This is a genomic window from Enterobacter wuhouensis (assembly GCF_004331265.1).
In the GTDB taxonomy this organism is placed as follows: Bacteria; Pseudomonadota; Gammaproteobacteria; order Enterobacterales; family Enterobacteriaceae; genus Enterobacter; species Enterobacter wuhouensis.
This window is the reverse complement of record NZ_SJOO01000007.1, coordinates 43,121-66,883: the sequence shown is the minus strand read 5'-3', so window position 1 is coordinate 66,883 and position 23,763 is coordinate 43,121. Positions and strand designations below refer to the sequence as shown.

Below are 23,763 nucleotides of genomic sequence, written 5' to 3'. Positions count from 1 at the left end.
GCGATATCACAGATCGCATGACCTACGTCTTATACCTGGAGCCTGCGGGTTATCACCAATACACTTTTCCCGTCCCGGCGATACTCTTTTGCTATTAATGGCACCCGCCCCGCTCAAGCTATCCCTTTTCGTGCCGATATCCCTTATTTATGGCGAAAAGGAACGCAATATGACCACCCTCAAACCGGTATCAACGCTGGCAATGGAAATCGGTAGCGCGGACAATAGCTCGGGCGGAAACGACATCGCTTCCCAGATCAACCGACTGATGAAACAGATAACAAAAGCCACTCAGCAGCTCAAAGAAGTGGCATTGAGCGATGCAACAACTGAAGAGAAACAAAAGCAGCAGGAATTACTCGAATCTCAGCTGGCGATGCTGCAGGCTCAGCTGGCGCAGCTGCAGCGCCAGCAGGCAGAGGAAGAGATGCCAAAACAGGAAAGCGGTCAGACCGTGGCGGAAGGCGTTAACAACCCCTCCGCGGAACATAAGATTGATATCTACATCTGATCGTTAAACAGCGGATCGCGCGTGCGGGCCTCCATCAAACGCTGCGCCTGCATGCGCACCACTTCCCAACACGCCTGCGCGGCGCCCGAAAGCGAACGGTTTTTACGCCGCACCAGCATCAGCTGACGCTCAATGCAGGGCACCAGCCGCTTCACCGCCAGACGACTTCCCTGCGGCAGCGGCAGCGCCAGCGCGGGCAGAACGCTTATCCCAATCCCGGCCTCCACCATGGGAAATAACGTCGCCGGATGGCCAATTTCCTGGACGATGGTCGCATTCACGCCCTGCGCAGCCAGCGCAGCATCAATGAGCGGGCGGCTTCCTGACGCGTAATCCTGTAAAACCAGATTTGCTCCCTGCAGCGCCTGCCATGCGATCTGCGGCTGAAACGTCAGCGGATCGTCATCACGGCAGAGCAATAAAAAAGGCTCTGAGAGGACGACTTCGCACGCCAGATCGCTTGCCGCGCCGGGATCGATAACGATCCCGAAATCCACATCCCCCTGGCGAATGCTCTCCAGCACCCACTGCTGCGGCCTGTCGTGCAGGACAAAATTAATATCCGGATAGCGGTGATTACTCTCGGCAATACATTGCGGGATCAGATGCGCAGAGATCGTCTGGCTCGCCGCCACCCGCACGGTACCGGAAAGCTGCTGGCCAAGGCGGCCCACATCCCGCAGCGTGCTGTTTAGCTCATCCAGCAGCCGCTCCAGACGCACGGCAAGCTGCTGCCCCGCTTCGGTAAGCACCACTTCGCGCGTGGTTCGGTCAAGCAGCCGCACGCCCGTCTGGAGCTCCAGCTCTTTAACGCTGTGGCTCACGGCAGACTGGCTCAGGCCAATCATTTCCCCTGCCCGGCTAAAGCTGCGGGCATGCGCCACGGTAACGAAGACGCGAAGCTGGCGGAGTGAATAATTCATCTGTTTAATTCATGAATGGATGCAATAAATCAATTTTATTTCTCAAATGGATAAAAGCACAATAGCGATATCCGTTTTCAGGAGTCATTATGAAACTCTTCCGTATTCTCGATCCATTTACGCTTACCCTGGTAGTGACCGTTTTACTGGCCTCCTTCTTCCCGGCCCGCGGCGGCTTTGTGCCGTTCTTTGAAGGGTTGACCACGGCGGCCATTGCCCTGCTGTTCTTTATGCACGGCGCAAAACTTTCGCGCGAAGCCATCATCGCAGGGGGCGGCCACTGGCGGCTGCACCTGTGGGTAATGTGCAGTACCTTTATCCTCTTCCCTGTACTGGGCGTACTGTTTGCCTGGTGGGCACCGGTAAACGTCGATCCGGCGCTGTATACCGGCTTCCTTTACCTGTGCATTCTGCCAGCCACCGTTCAGTCTTCGATTGCCTTTACCTCGCTGGCGGGCGGTAACGTTGCCGCCGCCGTGTGCTCGGCGTCTGCCTCCAGCCTGCTGGGGATTTTCGTCTCGCCGCTGCTGGTTGGCCTGCTGATGAATATGCACGGCGCGGAAGGCAACCTGGAGCAGGTTGGCAAAATCTGCCTGCAGCTGCTGCTGCCGTTTGTGCTTGGGCACCTGTCTCGTCCGTGGACGGGCGCATTCGTGGCGAAACACAAAAAGTGGATTTCGAAAACCGACCAGACGTCGATTCTGCTGGTGGTCTATTCTGCCTTCAGCGAAGCCGTGGTGAACGGGATCTGGCATAAGGTTGGCGCAGGCTCGCTGCTGTTTATCGTGGTGGTCAGCATCGTTCTGCTGGCGATTGTGATCGCGGTAAACGTCTTTGTGGCGCGCAGGTGCGGCTTCAATAAAGCCGATGAGATTACGATTGTTTTCTGCGGCTCGAAGAAGAGCCTGGCGAACGGTATTCCGATGGCCAACATCCTGTTCCCGACCTCGGTAATTGGGATGATGGTGCTGCCGCTGATGATTTTCCATCAGATCCAGCTGATGGTTTGCGCCGTGCTGGCGCGTCGTTACAAAGCGCAGACGGAAAAGCTGGCGCAGGAAGAGACCCGCGCCGCGAAGGCTTAAGGGCGTTTCAGGGGCTGAACCAGCTGGGTCAGCCCCTCGGTTTTAATCAGAAGCGTGATAGCCATCAGCTCGCCCAGCCGCCCGGCAGGAAACTCATCCTTGCGGGCAAACCACAGCAGATACTCCTCCGGCAAATCAATCAGCCTGCGGCCCTTGTATTTGCCGAACGGCATCTCCGTATTGGCGATCTCAACGAGCTGTTCTTTTTCCACCTTACTCTCCTAACAGGCGCAGCATTTCCGCTTCGTCGATAACCTCAATGCCAAGCTCCTGCGCTTTAGCCAGCTTCGAACCCGCCGCTTCCCCGGCGATGACCAGATCGGTTTTCTTCGACACGCTGCCCGCCACTTTTGCCCCCAGCGCCACCAGGCGCGCTTTGGCATCGTCGCGCGAAAGCTGGCTCAGGCTGCCGGTCAGCACCACGGTCTTACCGGCAAACGGGCTGTCAATCTCTTCGGCGTTAACCACCACCGGCGCGGGCCATTTGATGCCCTCTTCAAGCAGCTTGCCGATCACCTCACGGTTGCTCTCTTCAGCGAAGAAGTTAAAAACGTGCGTGGCAACCACGATGCCGACGTCCGGGACTTTCTGCAGCTCGTCGATGCTGGCCTTTTCCAGCGCGTCGAGCGTGCCAAAGTAGGCCGCCAGTCCCGCCGCCGTCGCTTCGCCCACTTCACGAATGCCCAGCGCATACAGGAAACGGGCAAAGGTGGTTTCCTTCGCGGTTTCTAACGCGTTAACCACGTTCTGTGCCGACTTTGGCCCCATGCGGTCTAGCCCGGTCAGCTTGCCTGCCGTCAGCTTAAACAGATCCGCTGGCGTGTGAACGTACTCTTTCTCAACCAGCTGGTCGATAATCTTGTCGCCCATGCCGTCGACGTCCATCGCGCGGCGGGAGACGAAGTGCTTCAGCGCCTCTTTACGCTGCGCGCCGCAGATTAATCCGCCCGTACAGCGGGTTACCGCTTCGCCTTCCACGCGCTCCACGTCAGAGCCACAGACAGGACAGTGGGTCGGGAAGACGATCTCCCGCGTTTCATCAGGACGTTCGGATTCAACGACGTTTACCACCTGCGGGATCACATCACCCGCGCGGCGAATTACCACTTTGTCACCGATGCGCAGGCCGAGACGGGCAATTTCATCGGCGTTGTGGAGCGTGGCGTTGCTCACCAGCACGCCCGCCACCTGCACCGGCTCCAGACGCGCAACCGGGGTAATCGCGCCGGTGCGGCCAACCTGGAACTCCACGTCGCGGACGAAGGTCATCTGCTCCTGAGCGGGGAACTTAAAGGCCACCGCCCAGCGCGGCGCGCGCGCCACGAAGCCGAGCTGCTCCTGCAACGCAAGGGAGTTAACCTTTATCACCACGCCATCAATGTCGAAACCGAGCGTTGGGCGGTCTTCTTCAACCTTGCGGTAAAATGCCAGCACCGCTTCCGGCGAGTCGCAAAGCTGCACGCGGTTACTTACCGGCAGGCCCCATTCTTTGAACTGCAGCAGACGCCCAAGGTGCGTATCCGGCAGTTCCCCACCTTCCAGGATCCCAACGCCGTAGCAGAAGAAAGTAAGCGGTCGCTTCGCGGTAATGCGCGGGTCCAGCTGGCGCAGAGAGCCTGCCGCCGCGTTGCGTGGGTTAGCAAACACTTTCCCGCCGGTGCGTCGGGCCTCTTCGTTAATTTTCTCGAAGCCCGCCTGCGGGAGGAACACCTCCCCGCGCACTTCCAGACGTGCAGGAATATTTTCACCGCGCAGCTTCAGCGGAATGGCGCGGATGGTGCGCACGTTGGTGGTAATGTCTTCCCCCGTTGTGCCATCGCCTCGCGTGGCGGCGCGCACCAGCACGCCATTTTCGTAAAGAATGCTGACGGCCAGGCCGTCCAGCTTCAGCTCGCAGCACCAGGTCAGCGAGTCCGCGCTTTTAAGCCTGTCCTGCACGCGCTTGTTGAAAGCCAGGAAGCTCTCTTCGTCAAAGACGTTATCCAGCGACAGCATCGGCACTTCGTGGCGCACCTGGCTGAAGGCGCCCAAAGGCTCTGCGCCGACGCGCTGGGTCGGCGAATCAGGGGTAATCAACTCCGGATGCTGTGCCTCTATTTCGCGCAGTTCCCGCATCAGGCGGTCATACTCCGCATCCGGCACTTCCGGGGCGTCCATAACATGATAGAGATATTCATGATGGCGAAGCGTGGTTCGCAGTTCAGTGAGTTGTTGTTCGATTGAGTCCATATCGCACCATCAATGAGAAAAAACCCCCGACATGCGGGGGTTCAGGAGGAGATGAAGTAAACGCGAGGATTACGCGTTGGCTTCCTTAACTTCGCGGATGCGGTCCTGATACTCGCGCAGTTTCTGCGGCGTCATCATACGACGCTGGTCGTCGAGCACCACGCCGCCGACTTCGTCAGCGATGTGCTGAGCGGACTGCAGCATCAGCTTGAAGTTTTGCAGTTCGTCCCCGTAGGACGGCACCTGCATAAAGATAGTCACGCCCGGCGTAACGAAATCACCGGTCATTTCCGGATCGAACGTGCCTGGATTGACCATGTTCGCGAGGCTAAACAGCGCCGGACCGCTTCCGTCAGGGCTCAGGTGGCGATGGAAGATGTTCATGTCGCCAAACTTGAAGCCAGCCTGCTGGATGCTGTTAAGCAGCACGTCACCGTTCAGGTTAGTGCCATGATGCGCGGCCACGTTCATGATAATAACCGCCTCTTTACGCTGCGGTTTCTCAACAACGGGCTCTGGCTCAGCTACCGGCTCAGGCTCAACGTGAGGCGCTGGAGCGGGCTGCGGCGCAGGCTGAACCTGGACAGGCTGCTGCGGCGGTTGCTGAACCGGCTGCGGCTGTGGCTGTTGCACAGGCTGTGGCTGCTGAACCGGCTGGTGCGCTGCAGGCTGCTGGTGAACAGGCTGTTGCGGCGGCTGACGCACCGGCTCTTCCACGGGCTGCGGCGCTGGCTGGCGCGGCTGTGCAGAAGCATACGGCGGTTGATACTGGTGCTGCGGAGCGCGGGGGGCTTCATGCTCCCCATGTGCTGCGCCGGGCGCAGTATTGACCCGATGAACACGAACTTCACCCACGCCGTCGTCGTCGCTTCCGACGATGTCGTCTTCTACGTCATCGTCATCACGACTGGACTTCATGCGCTTCAGTGGGCGATCGCGAAACATAGAAGAGCGCTCTTTACGACTGGTCCAGAAACCATGCACCAGTAAAGCGATTATGGCGATCGCGCCAACAATGATTAATATCAGACGCAAATCCTGCATCATTATATTCTCTGTTGTTCTAACACCTTGCCACCACGGCAAACATTTACTCACTAAGAGTATTTGCCGTTTACGTCAAGTGCAAGTGTGTGCAGAGCATTCACGGCATAAAGATGAACTAAATCGTGCTTTTTGCTGTTTTTTCGAACATTTCCGAACTGGTCATTGGTCCGTAACTGGATAATATAGGCGGGCAAATCCACTGGTTGTGAAAAAAGGAGTACAGCCTGGTTATGGTTTCAACATCTTCTTCTCCCCCGCGCAGCGGCGTCTGGTATTTTTCTCAGGGCTGGAAGCTGGTCTCCCTGCCGGGCATTCGACGCTTTGTTATTCTGCCGCTGCTGATCAACGTTATCCTGATGGGCGGGGCGTTCTGGTGGCTGTTCACCAAACTGGAAAGCTGGGTGCCTGCCATCATGAGCCATGTACCAGACTGGCTGCAGTGGCTGAGCTATCTGCTATGGCCAATCGTGGTGATCTCCGTCCTGCTGGTGTTCGGCTACTTCTTCTCGACGATTGCAAACTGGATAGCCGCACCCTTTAACGGCCTGCTGGCGGAACAGCTGGAGGCCCGTCTTACCGGCGCAACCCCGCCCGATACCGGCATTCTGGGCATAATGAAAGATCTCCCGCGCATTATGAAGCGCGAGTGGCAGAAATTTGCGTGGTACCTCCCCCGCGCGATTGTGTTGCTTATCCTCTATTTTGTCCCAGGCATTGGCCAGACGGTGGCCCCTGTGCTGTGGTTCCTGTTCAGCGCATGGATGCTGGCGATCCAGTACTGCGACTATCCGTTCGATAACCACAAGGTGCCGTTCAAAGAGATGCGCACCGCCCTGCGCACGCAGAAGGTCGCCAATATGCAGTTTGGCGCGCTGACCAGCCTGTTCACCCTGATCCCGTTCCTGAATCTGTTCATCATGCCGGTTGCCGTCTGCGGCGCGACGGCGATGTGGGTCGACTGCTATCGTGCTAAGCACGCGTTATGGAAGTAATGCAAAAATGTGTAAAACAGGGGTGGCTTATGCCGCCCCTTATTCCATACTGATCCCCATTATTTCCTTGCAGCATATAGATATGCGAATTCCTTACTTCCCCATACTTAATCAACAGGTATGCTGGGTCGGTATCCCAATTTCATACAGTTAAGGACAGGCCATGAGTAAGATTTATGAAGACAACTCGCTGACTATCGGTCATACGCCCCTGGTTCGACTGAACCGTATCGGTAATGGACGCATCCTGGCGAAGGTCGAATCACGTAACCCGAGCTTCAGCGTAAAATGCCGTATCGGTGCAAACATGATTTGGGATGCTGAAAAACGTGGCGTGCTGAAGCCTGGCGTCGAGCTGGTTGAACCAACCAGCGGTAACACCGGTATCGCGCTGGCCTATGTTGCGGCGGCACGCGGCTATAAGCTGACGCTGACCATGCCTGAAACCATGAGCATTGAACGTCGCAAGCTGCTGAAGGCGCTGGGCGCGAACCTGGTTCTGACCGAAGGCGCAAAAGGCATGAAGGGCGCCATTCAGAAAGCCGAGGAAATTGTTGCCAGCGACCCGGCGAAATATCTGCTGCTGCAGCAGTTCAGCAACCCGGCGAACCCGGAAATCCACGAAAAAACCACCGGCCCGGAAATCTGGGAAGATACTGACGGTCAGGTTGACGTGTTTATCTCCGGCGTAGGTACCGGCGGTACGCTGACCGGCGTGTCTCGCTATATAAAAGGCACGAAAGGCAAAAAAGATCTGATTACCGTTGCCGTCGAGCCAACCGACTCTCCGGTTATCGCTCAGGCGCTGGCGGGTGAAGAGCTGAAGCCGGGCCCGCATAAAATCCAGGGGATCGGCGCAGGCTTCATTCCAGGCAACCTGGATCTGAAGCTGATTGATAAAGTGGTTGCCATCACCAACGAAGAAGCCATCTCAACCGCGCGTCGCCTGATGGACGAAGAGGGTATTCTGGCAGGTATCTCTTCCGGCGCTGCAGTTGCGGCCGCGCTCAAACTTCAGGAAGATGAAACCTTTACCAATAAGAATATTGTGGTTATCCTTCCTTCCTCGGGTGAGCGTTACTTAAGCACTGCACTGTTTGCCGATCTCTTCACTGAGAAAGAACTGCAACAGTAATGCCAGCATGTTAAAAACGCGTAAAAAAGCACCTTTTTGGGTGCTTTTTTGTGGCCTGCTTCAAAGTTTTACCCCTCCTGCCATTGATTCACCCCGTTGGGTCTGGTATTTAAACCAGCAATTATTTTGAAGCGTGAAATTAATCAGTGAACGAAATAGCCTTGCTGAATCGATTTTATGATTTGGTTCAAGTCTTGCTTTCGCTGCATAATGTTTAATGACGATTGAAACGTCAGCGCTAACAATACAGGCTAAAGTGAAGCCGCCAGGCTAGACTTTAGTTCCACAACACTAAACCTATAAGTTGGGGAAATACAATGTTCCAGCAAGAAGTTACCATTACCGCTCCGAACGGTCTGCACACCCGCCCTGCTGCTCAGTTTGTTAAAGAAGCGAAAGGCTTTACTTCTGAAATCACTGTAACTTCCAACGGCAAAAGCGCTAGCGCTAAGAGCCTGTTCAAACTGCAGACTCTGGGCCTGACCCAGGGAACCGTCGTCACCATCTCTGCAGAAGGTGAAGACGAGCAGAAAGCAGTTGAGCATCTGGTTAAGCTGATGGCGGAACTCGAGTAAGTTTCCGGGTTTTTTTCAATATCAGTCACAAGTAAGGTAGGGTTATGATTTCAGGCATTTTAGCATCCCCGGGTATCGCTTTCGGCAAAGCACTGCTGCTGAAAGAAGACGAAATCGTCATTGACCGGAAAAAAATTTCTGCCGACAAGGTTGATCAGGAAGTTGAACGTTTTCTGAGCGGTCGTGCCAAGGCATCTGCGCAACTGGAAACCATCAAAACTAAAGCTGGCGAAACTTTCGGTGAAGAAAAAGAAGCCATCTTCGAAGGGCATATCATGCTGCTCGAAGATGAGGAGCTGGAGCAGGAAATCATAGCCCTGATTAAAGATAAAGGCATGACGGCCGACGCGGCTGCGCATGAAGTTATCGAAGGTCAGGCAACTGCCCTGGAAGAACTGGATGACGAATACCTGAAAGAGCGTGCGGCTGACGTACGCGACATCGGTAAGCGCCTGCTGCGCAACATCCTGGGTCTGGCCATCATCGATCTGAGCGCGATTCAGGACGAAGTTATCCTGGTTGCCGCTGACCTGACCCCGTCAGAAACCGCACAGCTGAACCTGAACAAGGTGCTGGGTTTCATCACCGATGCGGGTGGCCGTACTTCCCACACCTCAATCATGGCGCGTTCTCTGGAACTGCCTGCCATCGTGGGTACCGGTAGCGTCACCTCTCAGGTGAAAAACGACGACTATCTGATTCTGGATGCCGTAAACAACGTGGTTTACGTCAACCCAACTAACGAAGAGATCGAGCAGCTGCGCGCCGTTCAGGAGCAGGTTGCAACCGAGAAAGCGGAACTCGCTAAGCTGAAAGACCTGCCGGCAATTACGCTGGACGGCCATCAGGTTGAAGTGTGCGCTAACATCGGTACCGTACGTGACGTTGATGGCGCTGAGCGCAACGGTGCGGAAGGTGTGGGTCTGTATCGTACTGAATTCCTGTTCATGGACCGCGACGCGCTGCCAACTGAAGAAGAACAGTTTGCTGCGTACAAAGCCGTGGCTGAAGCCTGTGGCTCTCAGGCGGTTATCGTCCGTACTATGGACATCGGCGGCGACAAAGAGCTGCCGTACATGAACTTCCCGAAAGAAGAGAACCCATTCCTGGGCTGGCGTGCGGTGCGTATCGCTATGGATCGCAAAGAGATCCTGCGTGACCAGGTTCGCGCCATTCTGCGTGCCTCCGCTTTCGGTAAGCTGCGCATCATGTTCCCGATGATCATCTCTGTTGAAGAAGTGCGTGCACTGAAGAAAGAGATCGAAATCTACAAGCAGGAACTGCGCGACGAAGGTAAAGCGTTTGACGAGTCAATCGAAGTGGGCGTGATGGTGGAAACACCTGCCGCCGCGACAATTGCGCGTCATTTAGCCAAAGAAGTTGATTTCTTTAGTATCGGTACCAATGATTTAACGCAGTACACCCTGGCAGTTGACCGTGGTAATGATATGATTTCACATCTCTACCAGCCGATGTCACCGTCCGTACTGACGCTTATTAAGCAAGTTATTGATGCTTCTCATGCAGAAGGTAAATGGACTGGCATGTGCGGTGAGCTTGCAGGCGACGAACGTGCTACACTTCTGTTGCTGGGTATGGGTCTGGACGAATTCTCTATGAGCGCCATTTCCATCCCGCGCATCAAGAAGATTATCCGTAACACGAACTTCGAAGATGCGAAGGTATTAGCAGAGCAGGCTCTTGCTCAACCGACAACGGACGAGTTAATGACGCTGGTTAACAAGTTCATTGAAGAAAAAACAATCTGCTAATCCACGAGATGCGGCCCAATTTACTGCTTAGGAGAAGATCATGGGTTTGTTCGATAAACTGAAATCTCTGGTTTCTGATGATAAAAAAGACTCCGGAACTATTGAGATTGTTGCTCCGCTCTCTGGCGAGATCGTCAACATTGAAGACGTGCCGGATGTAGTGTTTGCTGAGAAAATCGTTGGTGATGGCATTGCTATCAAACCAACTGGCAACAAAATGGTTGCTCCAGTTGACGGCACCATCGGTAAAATTTTTGAAACCAACCATGCGTTCTCTATCGAATCTGATAGCGGTATCGAGCTGTTCGTTCACTTCGGTATCGACACCGTTGAACTGAAAGGCGAAGGCTTCAAGCGTATCGCGGAAGAAGGCCAGCGCGTTAAAGTTGGCGACCCGGTGATTGAATTCGATTTGCCACTGCTGGAAGAAAAAGCCAAGTCTACCCTGACGCCGGTTGTTATCTCCAACATGGACGAAATCAAAGAACTGATCAAACTGTCCGGCAGCGTGACCGTGGGTGAAACCCCGGTTATCCGCATCAAGAAGTAATTCTCGCCGCACAAAGAAATGGCGCCTTCGGGCGCCATTTTTGTTTATGCCGGCAGAATAAGCTCGTCATAGCCTTTTTCATGCGTGTAGACCATCACCTCGGTGACGCGGTCTCCCGCACGACGAATGGCATCCGCAACGGTTTTCCCTTCGACGATGCCGCTTACCAGCTCCGAGCAGAACAGATCGCCCGTCCCCTTCAGATCGGTTTCAACCCGCGGGTGCGCGCTCACCGTGACGCCCTCTTTGGTCACCAGCACCACGTGGATGTTTTCCGGGTCGTCAGCTACCGGCGCGCTGGTGATCGCCACCCATTTCAGCGAGTCAGAGAGCAGTCCCTGCGCGGCGGCAATGGCGCTTTCAGGCGTTCGGCACGGCTTACCGCTTAACACCTCAAGCTCGAATACGTTCGGCGTAATGCCCTGCGCCAGCGGCAGCAGATGCTCCCGATAGGCATCCGGGATATCAGGCTTCACGTACATGCCGCTGTCGATATCGCCGATGACTGGATCGACCAGCACCGGCAGGTCAGGATGCTGCATTTTGACCGCCTTAAGCCACTGCGCCAACAGCGCGATCTGGCTGGCGCTCCCCATATAGCCCGTCGTCACCGCCTTCAGCTCGCGTAAAATCTCGCGCTCTTCCAGCGCCTTCAGGTAGCCGCTGAACCACTCGTCGGGGATCACCCCGCCGTAGAAGGTATCGTAGTGCGGCGTGTTGCTGAACAATACCGTCGGCACCGCCGTGACGTTCAGCTGATGGGTGCGAATATTGGGCACCGCGATGCTGTTCCCCACGCTGCCGTACACCACCTGCGACTGCACCGCGACAATATCGGTTTGCTGCGCCCGGGTTTTATCCCGGAATAAAATCATCTCCATGACGCTTAAATCCCCGCCCCCTGCGAATAACTCTCTTCACCAAAGACCCCGGTAGACAGGTAGCGATCGCCGCGATCGCAAATAATCGCCACCACCACCGCCCCCGGATTGGCCTTCGCCACCCGAATCGCACCCGCTACCGCGCCGCCCGAACTGACGCCGCAGAAGATACCTTCACGCACGGCCAGCTCACGCATGGTATTTTCCGCCTCGCGCTGGTGAAGATCCAGCACCTGGTCCACAAGCTGCGCATTAAAAATGCCCGGCATGTACTCTGCAGGCCAGCGGCGAATGCCGGGAATGCTGCTCCCCTCTTCCGGCTGCAGGCCAACAATCGTCACCGCTTTGTCCTGCTCGTGCAGAAAACGCGATACGCCGGTAATGGTGCCCGTAGTGCCCATGCTGGAGACAAAGTGGGTGATACGCCCATCGGTTTGCTGCCAGATTTCCGGCCCGGTCGTGGTGTAGTGCGCGTAGGGGTTATCGGGATTATTAAACTGATCGAGCAGTTTACCTTCGCCGCGTTCGGCCATTTCTAACGCCAGATCGCGCGCGCCTTCCATCCCCTGCTCTTTGGTCACCAGAATCAGCTCGGCCCCGTAGGCACGCATCGCGGCGCGGCGCTCCTGGCTCATGTTGTCCGGCATCAGCAGCTTCATGCGGTAGCCCTTCAGCGCGGCAATCATCGCCAGCGCAATACCGGTGTTGCCGCTGGTCGCCTCAATCAGCACGTCGCCCGGTTTTATCTCGCCGCGCTTTTCGGCCTGGACAATCATCGACAGCGCCGCGCGGTCTTTCACCGACCCCGCTGGGTTGTTGCCTTCGAGTTTGACCCAGATTTCGCTGCCGTTGTCGGGCCCCATGCGCTGAAGCTTGACCAGAGGAGTATTGCCGATGGTGTGTTCTAATGTATTCATGATCGCTGTCCAATAAAAAGCCCGGTGGCGCTTCGCTTACCGGGCCTACAGACGTCATATTGTAGGCCGGGTAAGCGCAGCGCCACCCGGCAAAACTACGTAATCCTAACCTATCAGGCTGACTCCGCCAGAGCAATATCCTCGCGCGTCTCGATGCGCTCGTTGCCGTGATAAATACGGGCATGCTGCAGCCCAACAAACAGACGCTCGCCCCGGTGCGGCGGCACGTCGTCGCGCATCACCACGGTCAGCGGCTCGGTATACCAGCCCAGCGGCTGTACCACCAATTGGCTGTAGTGGCCTTTAGGGCTAGCTTCCAGCACCTGCACCGGCAGCGGTGAATCCAGGCTGGTTCGGCGGCTCACGTCCACTTCCCACGGACGCAGGAACAGATCGACCGGCCCCTGATACGCCGAGGTGTAGCCCAGCGGCCAGCGGTGCGCGCCGACGTGGAACTGGCCGCCGCGAATGGTCCCCTGCAGACGGTTCACCTCGCCCATAAACTCCAGCACGAAGCGGGTGGCCGGTTCACGCCAGAGCTGCTCAGGCTCGTCCACCTGCTCGATGTTGCCCTGGCTCATCACCACCACGCGATCCGCAACTTCCATCGCCTCTTCCTGATCGTGGGTTACGAAGACGCTGGTGAACTTCAGCTCCTCATGCAGCTGGCGCAGCCAGCGGCGAAGCTCTTTACGTACCTGGGCGTCCAGCGCGCCGAAGGGTTCGTCCAGCAGCAGAATTTGCGGCTCAACGGCCAGCGCGCGCGCCAGCGCCACGCGCTGCTTCTGCCCGCCGGAAAGCTGCGCAGGAAAACGGTCCGCCAGGTGGGCAAGCTGCACCATCTCCAGCAGTTTGGTTACCTTCGCCTTGATGGCGGCCGCATCCGGGCGCTCGCGACGCGGCAGTACGGTCAGGCCAAACGCGATGTTGTCGAACACGGTCATATGGCGGAACAGCGCGTAGTGCTGGAACACGAAGCCCACCTTACGGTCGCGGGCATGCAGGCGGCTCACGTCGGTGCCGTGAAAGCGGATGTGCCCGCTGGTCTGATGCTCAAGCCCGGCGATAATGCGCAGCAGCGTGGTTTTACCCGAGCCGGACGGCCCCAGCAGCGCCACCATTTGTCCGGAAGGGATATCCAGCGAGATATCATTCAGCACCTGGGTGCGACCAAAAGACTTCTTAATATTGGCAATCTCAATGCTCATGATTTCCCTCCTGATGCTGACGTTTTTCCTGATTCTCTAAACGCCACTGCACCACACTCTTCAAAAACAGGGTCAAAATGGCCATCAGCGTCAGCAACGCTGCGGCAGTAAAGGACCCGATGGTGTTGTAGTCCTGCTGTAGCAGCTCAATCTGTAGCGGTAACGACAGCGTTTCACCACGAATGGAACCGGATACAACAGAAACGGCGCCGAACTCGCCAATCGCGCGGGCGTTGGTCAGCACCACGCCGTAAAGCAGCGCCCAGCGGATGTTCGGCAGCGTCACGCGCCGGAACATCTGCCAGCCGGAAGCGCCCAGCAGCACCGCGGCTTCGTCTTCGTTGCTCCCCTGGCTTAACATCACCGGCACCAGCTCGCGCACCACGAACGGACAGGTCACGAACACGGTCACCAGCACCATGCCCGGCCAGGCGAACATGATCTGCAGGTTGTGCTCGTCCAGCCAGCCGCCCAGCGGGCCGTTGGAGCCGTAAAAGAGCAGGTAAACCAGACCGGCCACCACTGGCGATACCGCAAACGGAATATCAAGCAGGGTCAACAGCAGCTGGCGGCCCGGGAAGTTAAAGCGCGTCACCAGCCAGGCCAGCAGCACGCCAAAGACCAGATTCACCGGTACGGAGATGAGGGCAATCATCACCGTCAGCCAGATGGCGTGCAGCATGTCCGGGTCGGCCAGGTTTTGCAGCGCGGGCATAATCCCTTTGCTGAAGGCCTGAACAAAGATGTACACCATCGGCACCACGAGGATAAACGCCGAAACCAGTACCCCGGTGCCAATGAGAAACCATTTCCCCCAGTTAATACGGGGTGCGTCATAGCGCTTCAATTGCGTCACTTCCGCCATTAATGACCTACCACGCGTCGACCAAAGCGACTTTGCAGAGTGTTAATTGAGAACAGCAGCAGCAGCGACGCGGCAAGGATCACCGAGGCAATCGCGCTCGCCGCCGGATAATCAAACTCCTGCAAACGGACGAAAATCATCAACGAGGTCACTTCCGTTTTCCACGCGATGTTCCCGGCGATGAAGATCACCGCGCCAAACTCGCCGAGGCTGCGGGTAAACGACAGCGCCACGCCCGCCAGCAGTGCCGGAGAGAGCTCTGGCAGGACAACCTTGCGGAAGCTCTGCCAGCGCGTGGCGCCCAGCGTTTCCGCTGCTTCTTCGTATTCCGGACCGAGCTCTTCCAGCACCGGCTGCACGGTACGCACCACAAAGGGGATGCTGGTAAAGGCCATCGCCACCGCGATGCCGAGCCAGGTATAGGTCACTTTGATATCAAACTTCGCCAGCCACTCGCCGTAAAAACCGTTCACCGAGAACAGCGACGCCAGCGTTAAACCCGCCACCGCCGTCGGCAGCGCAAACGGCAAATCCATTAACGCGTCGAGCAGCGTGCGGCCCGGGAAGCGGTAGCGGGTTAAGATCCACGCCATCAGCAGACCGAACACGCCGTTGAAGATCGAGGCCACAAACGCCGACAGCAGCGTGACCTTATAGGCCGCCACCACCTGCGGGTTGGTGACCACGTCCCAATACTGCACCCAGCTCATTTCAGAGATCTGGACCACCAGCGCGCTGAGCGGTAACAGCAAAATCAGGCAGACGAACAGCAGGCTGGTCCCGAGGCTTAAGGTAAAGCCCGGCAGCACGCGTCTGGAGGACACTGCAAACATTACTTACGCCCCGCCGCCAGCAGTTTGTCCAGCTCGCCGCCGCTGGCAAAATGCGTTTTCATGACTTCAGGCCAGGCGCCAAAATGGTCTTCCACGCGGAACAGGTCGGTCTGCGGGAATTTGTCCTTCAGCTTGTCCATCACGGCCGGGTTGTTGACGCGGTAGTAGTAATCGGTGATCACGGTCTGCGCCTGCGGGCTATAGAGATAGTTCAGGTAGGCTTTTGCCGCCTTCTCCGTACCGTTGGCTTCGACGTTTTTATCCACCCATGCGACCGGGAACTCGGCCAGGATGTTGGTTTTCGGGATTACCACCTCGAAGCCCTGCGCTTCATACTGTTTACGAATATTGTTCACTTCGGATTCAAAGCTGATCAGCACGTCGCCCAGGCCGCGCTCGGCAAAGGTGGTGGTTGCGCCGCGGCCGCCGGTATCAAACACTTCGACGTTTTTCAGGAACTGGGTCATGAACTGCTCGGTTTTCGCTTTGTCGTTACCGTCAGCTTTATCCGCCGCGCCCCACGCCGCCAGATAGGTATAGCGCGCGTTGCCGGAGGTTTTTGGATTCGGGAAAATCAGCTTCACGTCAGAACGCACCAGGTCGTTCCAGTCGTGGATATTCTTCGGATTGCCCTTACGCACCAGGAATCCCATGGTGGAGTAGAACGGTGAGCTGTTGTTCGGCAGTCGGCTCTGCCAGTCCGCCGGGATCAGCTTGCCTTTGTCGTGCAGGATCTGCACGTCAGTCACCTGGTTGTAGGTCACCACGTCGGCCTTCAGCCCCTGCAGGATCGCCAGCGCCTGCTTGGATGAACCCGCGTGAGACTGCTTGATGGTCAGCTTGTCGCCGTTGTTATCTTTCGCCCACTGCTGTTCAAACTGCGGGTTAAGGGCGGCAAACAGCTCGCGGGAGACGTCATAGGAACTGTTCAACAGCTCGGTTGCCTGCGCCTGTGCCACCAGCAGTAAACCTGCCAGCGCCAGAGATCCTTTTTTCAGTACAGTAACGGCCATTGCGCACCCTTATAAATGTGATGACTATCTTATGGTCATAATATTTATAACGAGGTCGAAAGGAGTAACGGTTTTATATACCGTTTGGTGATTTAGAAGCAGAAAAGGGAATAAGGCATTAATCCCCTCTCCCCTTTGGGGAGAGGGTCAGGGTGAGGGGTGTCACAGCGCCAGCAGGCGCTCAACGGACGGCGCGAAATAGTAGCCGCCGGTCACCGGTTTGGTGAAGCGCAGCATGGCGTCGCGCTTGCCGTCGGTATCGCCGAACATGCTCAGCAGCTGCTGCTCAATGTTATACAGGCGCGCGCAGTAAGCGCAGAAGTAAAGGCCGTGCGTGCCGCTTGCCGTGCCGTACGGCAGGCTCTGGCGGACAATCTTCAGCCCTTTGCCGTCTTCTTTCAGATCAACGCGGGTCAGGTGAGAGGTAACGGGACGGTCGTCGCCGTCGATCTCTTCGTTGGCGTCTTTGGTACGGCCAATCATCATCTCCTGGTCATGCACGCTCATGCGGTTAAGCTGCTTGAGGTTGTGCTCCCAGCGCTGCACGAACACGTAGCTGCCGCCCGCGTCCACGCCGTCTTTGATCACCGCCACGTCGCGACGCGTCTCTTCACCCGCCGGGTTTTCCGTTCCGTCGACGAAGCCGCTCAGATCGCGCTCTTCAACCCAGCGGAAACCGTGAACCTCTTCCTGCACCTCGATGCTGTCGCCAAAGGCCTCAACCGCCGCCTGAGCAACGGAGAAGTTCACGTCGTGACGCAGAGAAAGAATATGGATCAGCACGTCGTACTGGGTGGCTGGCGCGAGGCCCTTGCCGTAAGGGATGAAGTCTTTTAACTCTTCCGCCCCTTCCCCACCGCTCAGCTGACGCCAGACGTTATTGCCAAAGGCAACAACGGCGCCAAGGTGGGCTTCCGGGAATTTGGCCTGGAAGGTGGCCAGTTTATCCACGAAAACTTTACTGGCCGCACGCAGGGCATCCACGTCCCCTTTTACATTGGCTTCAATCCAAATCGCCGCGCGGCAATGTTCTGGCAAAATGCCGCTCTGAACCTGAGACATCGCTCCTCCTGAAATAAAGATGCCACGTCAGCGTGGCATTGATGGCGGCTATTATACCCGGATTTCAGCGAGGCGGTTTGTTCAGGCGCAAATTACTGCTTCCAGATTATTTTGCTCACTTTCCAGTTTTTCAGCGTGTCGTCAGACGGCATTAGCCCCTCCGGGCCGCTCCACTCGCCGGTGAACAGGTAGGTGATATGCTGGCTGCCTTCAGCTTTACATTCTACCGCCACCTTGTCGTCCGACGGCACGCTGGTGCAGTTGCCGAACGCCTGCTTATAGAGATCGCCAAACGGCGTACCCACCTTCACGCCGCTGGCGGTTGGAATGTCTTCATCCATCACCGCGATACGGTTTACCGTGCCTTTATCACCGTTAATCACCAGCGCCAGCGTGTCACCCTTCAGCGCTTCGTAATAGCGCACAATATTGCCATTCTCCGTTTTCATGCCGCTGCGCAGCCGATAGTCGCTGCTCAGGGCGTCCTGAATGGCGTCCTGATCGAGCGCCGTTGAGGCGGTAATTTTTCCTACGCCCTGCTCGGTCACTTCGATGGAAGAACCAAACCAGTTCCACGGATACGCAGCAGACCAGTTGATGGAAGAGAGCGTCGAACAGCCGGTCAACGCCAGCGGGAGAGCGCATAAAAGTAAACGCAGCGATTTCATTGAAACGTCCTTTCTTGTTAAATCAACGCTTGTTGGAGTGCGGCATCGGCAAAAAGTGCCGGATTAATCATCCTGATGCGTAAAACAGGCGCGCAGACGCGGGTTAGTGAGCAGCCACAGCAGCGCCACGATATCCGCCACGACCAGCGCAATACCGATGCCCGTAAGCGGCTCACCGCGCCACAAGAGAACCGGCTGCCAGAAGAGCAGCGCAATCTGGGCCAGGATCAGCAGCCAGCGAAGCGCGGCCCAAAAGCGCGGGATAAGATGCCGCCGTCCGCTGACCAAAAACGCCAGTACGGCCGGAATGCCCGGCAGTAAACCAATCCAGAACGCATCGTGATCGGGATAGAAGAGGTTCAGCAGCGTGTCGCCCTGCCCGCGCGACGCCCCGGCCATCACGAACAGCACCCAGGTGCGTGCCTGCAGCAGGAGTACGCACCAGAACAGAAAAGGCAGCCTGACGCGGCCCTGCGCGTCATAGTCTGCCGGGTGAAATTCAGTACTCTTCATCTTCGATCAGGCGCTTACCCAGGGTCAGCACGTCGGCGTGCTCGTAGCCCAGACGTTCATACATCCCCAGCACCACGTCGTTATCTTCCCGCACCATGATCTGGATTTTCGGGCAGCCGCGGGCGATGAGTTTCTTTTCAAGACGATTGAGCAGCGCGTTAGCAATGCCGCGCGCCCGGTATTCCGGGTGAACGCCCAGATAATAGGCCGAACCGCGGTGGCCGTCGTAGCCGCCCATTACCGTTCCGACCACCTCGCCGTTGACTTCTGCGACCAGAAACAGGCTAACGTCGTGATTCACCTTACGTTCGATGTCCATTTCCGGGTCGTTCCACGGACGCAGCAGATCGCAGCGCTCCCAAAGGGTGATCACCTCTTCGAAATCTTCCTGGCGAAAAACGCGTATCTCCATGGTATTAACCGCCTTTTCGGGTTTAAAAACAGTGATTATGGCGTGAACCGCGCGTTTAGCCAATAACCGGGGAAAATCTCGCCAAAATTTGGCATAATGTCACTTTGTCACGTATTGAAATGAAAAGTAAAACAATTATCAATAAGGACTGTCGTAACGGTAATCACGATACGATATAACACCAGGATCGCAATTTTTACTATTCAGGCCGCATGAGCACATTCAAACCATTAAAAGCACTCACATCGCGTCGTCAGGTTCTCAAAGCGGGGCTGGCGGCCTTAACGTTAACGGGCATCGCTAAGCAGGCTCAGGCTAAAGACGAGAGCACGCTTAAAACCAGTAACGGACACAGTAAACCCAAAGCCAGGAAGCCGGGGGCGAAGCGCCTGGTGATGCTCGACCCGGGCCACGGAGGCATTGATACCGGCGCCATCGGCAGAAACGGTTCGAAAGAAAAACACGTCGTGCTGGCGATTGCAAAAAATGTGCGATCGATTTTACGCAGCAATGGCATTGACGCCCGCCTGACGCGCTCTGGCGACACCTTCATTCCGCTGTACGACCGCGTGGAGATTGCCCATAAGCACGGCGCGGATCTGTTTATGTCGATTCACGCCGACGGCTTTACCAACCCGTCGGCGGCCGGTGCCTCGGTGTTTGCGCTTTCCAACCGCGGCGCCAGTAGCGCCATGGCAAAATACCTCTCCGACCGCGAAAACCGGGCGGATGAAGTCGCCGGGAAGAAAGCCACCGACAAAGACCATCTGCTGCAGCAGGTGCTGTTTGACCTCGTGCAGACGGACACCATCAAGAACAGCCTGACGCTCGGGTCGCATATTCTGAAGAAGATTAAGCCGGTGCACCGCCTGCACAGTAAAGGCACGGAACAGGCGGCGTTTGTGGTGCTGAAATCCCCGTCGATTCCGTCGGTGCTGGTGGAAACCTCCTTTATCACCAACCCGGAAGAGGAGCGTCTGCTCGGCACCACGGCGTTTCGCCAGAAGATCGCCAACGCGATTGCCTCCGGTATCATCAGCTACTTCAACTGGTTCGATAACCAGAAAGCGCACTCCAGGAAACGTTAATGAAACCCAATGCACAGCTGGTCAAAACCTTCCTGCTGCAGCTGCAGGATGACATTTGCCAAAAACTGGCCGCCGCAGACGGCGGTGAATTCCAGGAAGATAGCTGGCAGCGCGAAGCGGGCGGCGGCGGGCGCAGCCGCGTGCTGCGCAACGGCGGTGTCTTCGAACAGGCGGGCGTGAATTTTTCTCACGTTCACGGCGACGCGATGCCTGCGTCTGCGACGGCACACCGCCCTGAGCTGGCAGGCCGCAGCTTCGAGGCGATGGGTGTCTCGCTGGTGGTGCATCCTCACAGCCCGTTTGTGCCGACCAGCCACGCCAACGTGCGCTTTTTCATAGCGGAAAAGCCCGGCGCCGATCCGGTCTGGTGGTTTGGCGGCGGTTTTGACCTCACGCCCTACTACGGCTTCGAAGAGGACGCCGTACACTGGCACACCACCGCGCGAGACATTTGCCTGCCGTTTGGCGAGGACGTCTACCCGAAATTTAAAAAATGGTGCGATGAGTATTTCTACCTGAAGCACCGGGACGAGCAGCGCGGCATCGGCGGGCTGTTCTTTGACGATCTCAACACGCCCGATTTTGATACCGCGTTCAGCTTTATGCGCGCGGTGGGTGAAGGCTACACCGACGCGTACCTGCCCATCGTTGAGCGCCGCAAAAACACCGACTACGGCGTGCGCGAGCGTGAGTTCCAGCTTTACCGCCGCGGGCGGTACGTGGAGTTTAACCTGGTGTGGGATCGCGGGACGCTGTTCGGCCTGCAGACCGGCGGACGCACGGAGTCGATTTTAATGTCGATGCCGCCGCTGGTGCGCTGGGAATACAGCTACGAACCAAAAGAAGGCAGCCCGGAGGCTGCCTTGAGAGAGTTTATTCAGGTTCGGGACTGGGTGTAACCCTTGACCCTTACCCCTCACCCCGGCCCTCTCCCCAAAGGGGCGAGGGTGAAAAGACGGCTCGGAGCAGTCCCCTCTCCCCTCAGGGGAGAGGGTTAGGGTGAGGGGTAGGGTTAATTACAATGGCTGCGTCTGCGCCTCAACCACCGCCAGCGCCACCATGTTCACGATACGGCGCACCGAGGCAATCGGCGTTAGCACATGCACCGGCTTCGCCACCCCCATCAGCACCGGCCCCACGGTTACCCCTTCAGAGCTGGAGACGCGCAGCAGGTTGTAGCTGATACGCGCCGCCTCCACGTTTGGCATGATCAGCACGTTCGCCGAGCCTTTCAGCGGGCTATCCGGCATGCGCTCATTACGGATGCTCTCCACCAGCGCGGCATCGCCATGCATCTCGCCGTCAATCATCAGCTCCGGCGCACGCTCGCGCACCAGCTCCAGCGTCTGACGCATTTTGCAGGCCGCCGGGGATTTAGACGAACCGAAGTTAGAGTGCGACAGCAGCGCCACCTTCGGCTCAATGCCAAAGCGACGCACGGTTTCCGCCGCCATCACGGCGATCTCCGCCAGCTGTTCCGGGGTCGGATCGTCGTTGACGTAGGTATCGGCAATAAAGGTGTTGCCGCTCGGCAGCAGCAGCGCGTTCATCGCCCCGGCGGTATGAACGCCTTCGCGATAGCCGAAGATCTCCTGCACCACGCTAAAGTGCTCGTGGTAATCGCCGATGGTGCCGCAGATCAGCGCATCCGCTTCGCCGCGATGCACCATGATCGCGCCGATCACCGTGGTGTTGCTGATGACCGCTTTCTGCGCCTGCTCCTGGGTGATCCCCCGGCGCTTCATGATCGCGTAGTACTCGTTCCAGTACTCCTTAAAGCGCGGATCGGATTCGTTGTTAACGATCTCGAAGTCTACGCCCGGCTTGATCTGCAGCCCCAGCTTCTGGATACGCATCTCAATCACGCTCGGACGACCAATCAGGATCGGCTTCGCCAGGCCTAAGGTGATCAGCTCCTGCGTCGCGTGCAGCACGCGCGCCTCTTCCCCTTCCGCCAGCACCACGCGCTTCGCGTCGGCGCGGGCCTGAGAGAAGATCGGCTTCATAAACAGGTTGGTTTTGTAGACAAACTCGGTGAGCTTGTCGACGTAGGCGTCGAAGTCCTGAATCGGACGCGTCGCCACGCCGGAGTCCATCGCCGCCTTCGCCACCGCCGGTGCAATTTTGACAATCAGGCGCGGGTCGAACGGTTTTGGAATAATGTAGTCCGGGCCAAAGCTCAGGTCCTGATCGCCGTAGGCGGAGGCCACCACTTCGCTCTGCTCGGCGTGCGCCAGCTCGGCAATGGCGTGAACCGCCGCCAGCTTCATCTCTTCGTTGATCGCCGTTGCGCCAACGTCCAGCGCGCCGCGGAAGATGAACGGGAAGCAAAGCACGTTATTCACCTGGTTCGGGTAGTCCGAACGGCCGGTACAGATAATGGCGTCTTCACGCACCGCTTTCGCCAGCGGCGGCAGGATTTCCGGCTCCGGGTTCGCCAGGGCCAGGATCATTGGCGCACGCGCCATCTTCTTCACCATCTCCTGAGTCAGCACCTTCGGGCCCGAGCAGCCGAGGAAGATATCCGCGCCGTCAATCACGTCCTCAAGTGTGCGTTTGCCGTCGTCTTCTACCGCGTACGCCGCCTTGGTTTCCGCCATATTCGGCTCGCGGTCTTTATAGATAACGCCTTTGGAGTCGCAGACCACGATATTGTGTTTCTGCATCCCCAGCGCCACCAGCAGGTTCATACAGGCAATCGCCGCCGCGCCCGCGCCGGAGACCACCATGCGCACGTCGGAGAGGTTTTTCTCGACCACGCGCAGGCCGTTCAGAATGGCGGCGGTGCTGATGATCGCCGTGCCGTGCTGGTCATCATGGAACACGGGAATGTTCATGCGCTCGCGCAGCTTCTGCTCGATGTAGAAACATTCCGGCGCTTTGATGTCTTCCAGGTTGATGCCGCCGAAGGTCGGCTCCAGCGCGGCCACCACGTTGATGAATTTATCGGGATCGAGTTCGTCCACTTCGATATCAAACACGTCGATACCGGCGAATTTCTTAAACAGAACGCCCTTCCCTTCCATCACCGGCTTACCGGCCAGCGCGCCGATATTACCTAATCCCAGCACCGCCGTGCCGTTAGAGATCACCGCCACCAGGTTGCCGCGCGCGGTGTATTTATAGGCGGCGAGCGGGTCTTTTTCGATCTCAAGACACGGGGCTGCTACGCCCGGCGAGTAGGCCAGCGCCAGATCGCGCTGGGTTGCCAGCGGCTTGGTGGGGGAAACCTGGATTTTACCCGGGACAGGAAACTCGTGAAAATCGAGGGCACTCTGCTTCAACTGCTCATCCATCTTATTTTTCCTTTCACGTATCGGTCAAAAAGGGTGATGTTGACGTTCCTATGCACACCCTGGCGTGCCGCATAGTATCGCCGCAGGCGGCCCCCTAAACTTTGAAGGCTGCCAAACTCTCACCATTGCGGAGCAAAAATTGTTATCAATTTATAACATCCATGTTACCCGTCTCAGAAAGCAATGCC

The 23,763-nt window shown here is 57.2% G+C and carries 24 protein-coding genes; 9 read left to right on the top strand and 15 right to left on the bottom strand.

The features are described from left to right. Nucleotides 1-169: 169 nt before the first annotated feature. Nucleotides 170-511: a FlxA-like family protein gene (locus E0L20_RS15970; RefSeq protein WP_131634801.1), complete on the top strand. Its 342-nt coding sequence runs from the start codon at nucleotides 170-172 to the stop codon at nucleotides 509-511. On the opposite strand, the gene E0L20_RS15965 is transcribed toward E0L20_RS15970, so the two are convergent. Beyond that, a complete protein-coding gene (locus E0L20_RS15965; protein WP_131634800.1) occupies nucleotides 502-1,434 on the bottom strand; it encodes a LysR family transcriptional regulator in 933 nt (310 codons plus the stop codon). The two genes, E0L20_RS15970 and E0L20_RS15965, sit on opposite strands and share 10 nt — an antisense overlap. An 89-nt stretch (nucleotides 1,435-1,523) precedes the next feature. Between E0L20_RS15965 and E0L20_RS15960 the strand changes: the two genes are divergently transcribed. After that, nucleotides 1,524-2,519 (top strand): bile acid:sodium symporter family protein, encoded by a 996-nt coding sequence (locus tag E0L20_RS15960; protein WP_131634799.1) that lies wholly within the window; start codon nucleotides 1,524-1,526, stop codon nucleotides 2,517-2,519. Here E0L20_RS15960 and E0L20_RS15955 read toward each other — a convergent pair. From E0L20_RS15955 to zipA, 3 genes are all read right to left on the bottom strand, one after another. Next, a complete protein-coding gene (locus E0L20_RS15955) occupies nucleotides 2,516-2,731 on the bottom strand; it encodes a DUF3820 family protein (RefSeq protein ID WP_003861328.1) in 216 nt (71 codons plus the stop codon). The genes E0L20_RS15960 and E0L20_RS15955 overlap by 4 nt on opposite strands. Before the next feature lies 1 nt (nucleotide 2,732). Beyond that, on the bottom strand, nucleotides 2,733-4,748 hold the full coding sequence (gene ligA, locus E0L20_RS15950) for an NAD-dependent DNA ligase LigA (protein ID WP_131634798.1): 2,016 nt from the start codon (nucleotides 4,746-4,748) through the stop codon (nucleotides 2,733-2,735). 69 nt (nucleotides 4,749-4,817) lie between these two features. Next, a complete protein-coding gene (gene zipA / locus E0L20_RS15945; RefSeq protein WP_131634797.1) occupies nucleotides 4,818-5,795 on the bottom strand; it encodes a cell division protein ZipA in 978 nt (325 codons plus the stop codon). A 230-nt stretch (nucleotides 5,796-6,025) separates the two neighbouring features. Between zipA and cysZ the strand changes: the two genes are divergently transcribed. The 5 genes from cysZ (at nucleotide 6,026) to crr (ending at nucleotide 10,819) form a co-directional block, all read left to right on the top strand. Next, complete coding sequence (cysZ, locus tag E0L20_RS15940; protein WP_131634796.1) at nucleotides 6,026-6,787, top strand: sulfate transporter CysZ; 762 nt, start codon at nucleotides 6,026-6,028, stop codon at nucleotides 6,785-6,787. A gap of 163 nt (nucleotides 6,788-6,950) precedes the next feature. Continuing rightward, nucleotides 6,951-7,922 carry a cysteine synthase A gene (gene cysK, locus E0L20_RS15935; RefSeq protein WP_006176601.1) on the top strand — a complete coding sequence of 324 codons (972 nt, stop codon included), beginning with the start codon at nucleotides 6,951-6,953 and terminating at the stop codon, nucleotides 7,920-7,922. A gap of 317 nt (nucleotides 7,923-8,239) precedes the next feature. Beyond that, the gene (gene ptsH, locus E0L20_RS15920) at nucleotides 8,240-8,497 is read left to right on the top strand and encodes a phosphocarrier protein Hpr (RefSeq protein WP_000487600.1); all 258 of its coding nucleotides are present in this window, start codon (nucleotides 8,240-8,242) and stop codon (nucleotides 8,495-8,497) included. Nucleotides 8,498-8,541: 44 nt separating this feature from the next. Further along, on the top strand, nucleotides 8,542-10,269 hold the full coding sequence (gene ptsI, locus E0L20_RS15915) for a phosphoenolpyruvate-protein phosphotransferase PtsI (RefSeq protein ID WP_131634795.1): 1,728 nt from the start codon (nucleotides 8,542-8,544) through the stop codon (nucleotides 10,267-10,269). A gap of 40 nt (nucleotides 10,270-10,309) precedes the next feature. Further along, the gene (crr, locus tag E0L20_RS15910) at nucleotides 10,310-10,819 is read left to right on the top strand and encodes a PTS glucose transporter subunit IIA (RefSeq protein ID WP_003861316.1); all 510 of its coding nucleotides are present in this window, start codon (nucleotides 10,310-10,312) and stop codon (nucleotides 10,817-10,819) included. A gap of 44 nt (nucleotides 10,820-10,863) precedes the next feature. Here crr and pdxK read toward each other — a convergent pair whose 3' ends face one another. The 10 genes from pdxK to E0L20_RS15860 form a co-directional block, all read right to left on the bottom strand. Further along, a complete protein-coding gene (gene pdxK, locus E0L20_RS15905) occupies nucleotides 10,864-11,700 on the bottom strand; it encodes a pyridoxine/pyridoxal/pyridoxamine kinase (RefSeq protein ID WP_131634794.1) in 837 nt (278 codons plus the stop codon). A gap of 5 nt (nucleotides 11,701-11,705) precedes the next feature. Next, nucleotides 11,706-12,617, bottom strand: coding sequence for a cysteine synthase CysM (gene cysM, locus E0L20_RS15900; RefSeq protein WP_131634793.1), 912 nt, complete (start codon nucleotides 12,615-12,617; stop codon nucleotides 11,706-11,708). Between the two features lie 113 nt (nucleotides 12,618-12,730). Beyond that, complete coding sequence (gene cysA, locus E0L20_RS15895) at nucleotides 12,731-13,825, bottom strand: sulfate/thiosulfate ABC transporter ATP-binding protein CysA (protein WP_131634792.1); 1,095 nt, start codon at nucleotides 13,823-13,825, stop codon at nucleotides 12,731-12,733. Further along, nucleotides 13,815-14,690, bottom strand: a complete 876-nt coding sequence (gene cysW, locus E0L20_RS15890) for a sulfate/thiosulfate ABC transporter permease CysW (RefSeq protein ID WP_131634791.1) — start codon at nucleotides 14,688-14,690, stop codon at nucleotides 13,815-13,817. The genes cysA and cysW overlap by 11 nt, the downstream gene beginning before the upstream one ends. Further along, entirely contained in the window at nucleotides 14,690-15,523 is an 834-nt protein-coding gene (cysT, locus tag E0L20_RS15885; protein WP_131634790.1) for a sulfate/thiosulfate ABC transporter permease CysT, read from the bottom strand. Before cysT ends, cysW begins: the two co-directional genes overlap by 1 nt. Further along, nucleotides 15,523-16,536 carry a sulfate ABC transporter substrate-binding protein gene (locus E0L20_RS15880; protein ID WP_119937386.1) on the bottom strand — a complete coding sequence of 338 codons (1,014 nt, stop codon included), beginning with the start codon at nucleotides 16,534-16,536 and terminating at the stop codon, nucleotides 15,523-15,525. The genes cysT and E0L20_RS15880 overlap by 1 nt, the downstream gene beginning before the upstream one ends. 162 nt (nucleotides 16,537-16,698) lie before the next feature. Then, complete coding sequence (locus E0L20_RS15875; protein WP_131634789.1) at nucleotides 16,699-17,598, bottom strand: Dyp-type peroxidase; 900 nt, start codon at nucleotides 17,596-17,598, stop codon at nucleotides 16,699-16,701. A gap of 92 nt (nucleotides 17,599-17,690) precedes the next feature. Further along, nucleotides 17,691-18,266, bottom strand: coding sequence for an RpoE-regulated lipoprotein (locus tag E0L20_RS15870; protein WP_131634788.1), 576 nt, complete (start codon nucleotides 18,264-18,266; stop codon nucleotides 17,691-17,693). Nucleotides 18,267-18,329: 63 nt separating this feature from the next. Beyond that, on the bottom strand, nucleotides 18,330-18,779 hold the full coding sequence (locus E0L20_RS15865; protein ID WP_131634787.1) for a DUF2919 domain-containing protein: 450 nt from the start codon (nucleotides 18,777-18,779) through the stop codon (nucleotides 18,330-18,332). Beyond that, nucleotides 18,766-19,191 carry a GNAT family acetyltransferase gene (locus E0L20_RS15860; protein WP_003861292.1) on the bottom strand — a complete coding sequence of 142 codons (426 nt, stop codon included), beginning with the start codon at nucleotides 19,189-19,191 and terminating at the stop codon, nucleotides 18,766-18,768. Before E0L20_RS15860 ends, E0L20_RS15865 begins: the two co-directional genes overlap by 14 nt. Before the next feature lie 212 nt (nucleotides 19,192-19,403). On the opposite strand from E0L20_RS15860, the gene amiA reads away from it, so the two are divergent. Next, nucleotides 19,404-20,279 (top strand): N-acetylmuramoyl-L-alanine amidase AmiA, encoded by an 876-nt coding sequence (gene amiA, locus E0L20_RS15855; RefSeq protein WP_131634786.1) that lies wholly within the window; start codon nucleotides 19,404-19,406, stop codon nucleotides 20,277-20,279. Beyond that, on the top strand, nucleotides 20,279-21,178 hold the full coding sequence (hemF, locus tag E0L20_RS15850; protein ID WP_131634785.1) for an oxygen-dependent coproporphyrinogen oxidase: 900 nt from the start codon (nucleotides 20,279-20,281) through the stop codon (nucleotides 21,176-21,178). The genes amiA and hemF overlap by 1 nt, the downstream gene beginning before the upstream one ends. A gap of 117 nt (nucleotides 21,179-21,295) precedes the next feature. On the opposite strand, the gene maeB is transcribed toward hemF, so the two are convergent. After that, nucleotides 21,296-23,575, bottom strand: coding sequence for an NADP-dependent oxaloacetate-decarboxylating malate dehydrogenase (gene maeB / locus E0L20_RS15845; protein WP_131634784.1), 2,280 nt, complete (start codon nucleotides 23,573-23,575; stop codon nucleotides 21,296-21,298). Nucleotides 23,576-23,763: the final 188 nt, after the last annotated feature.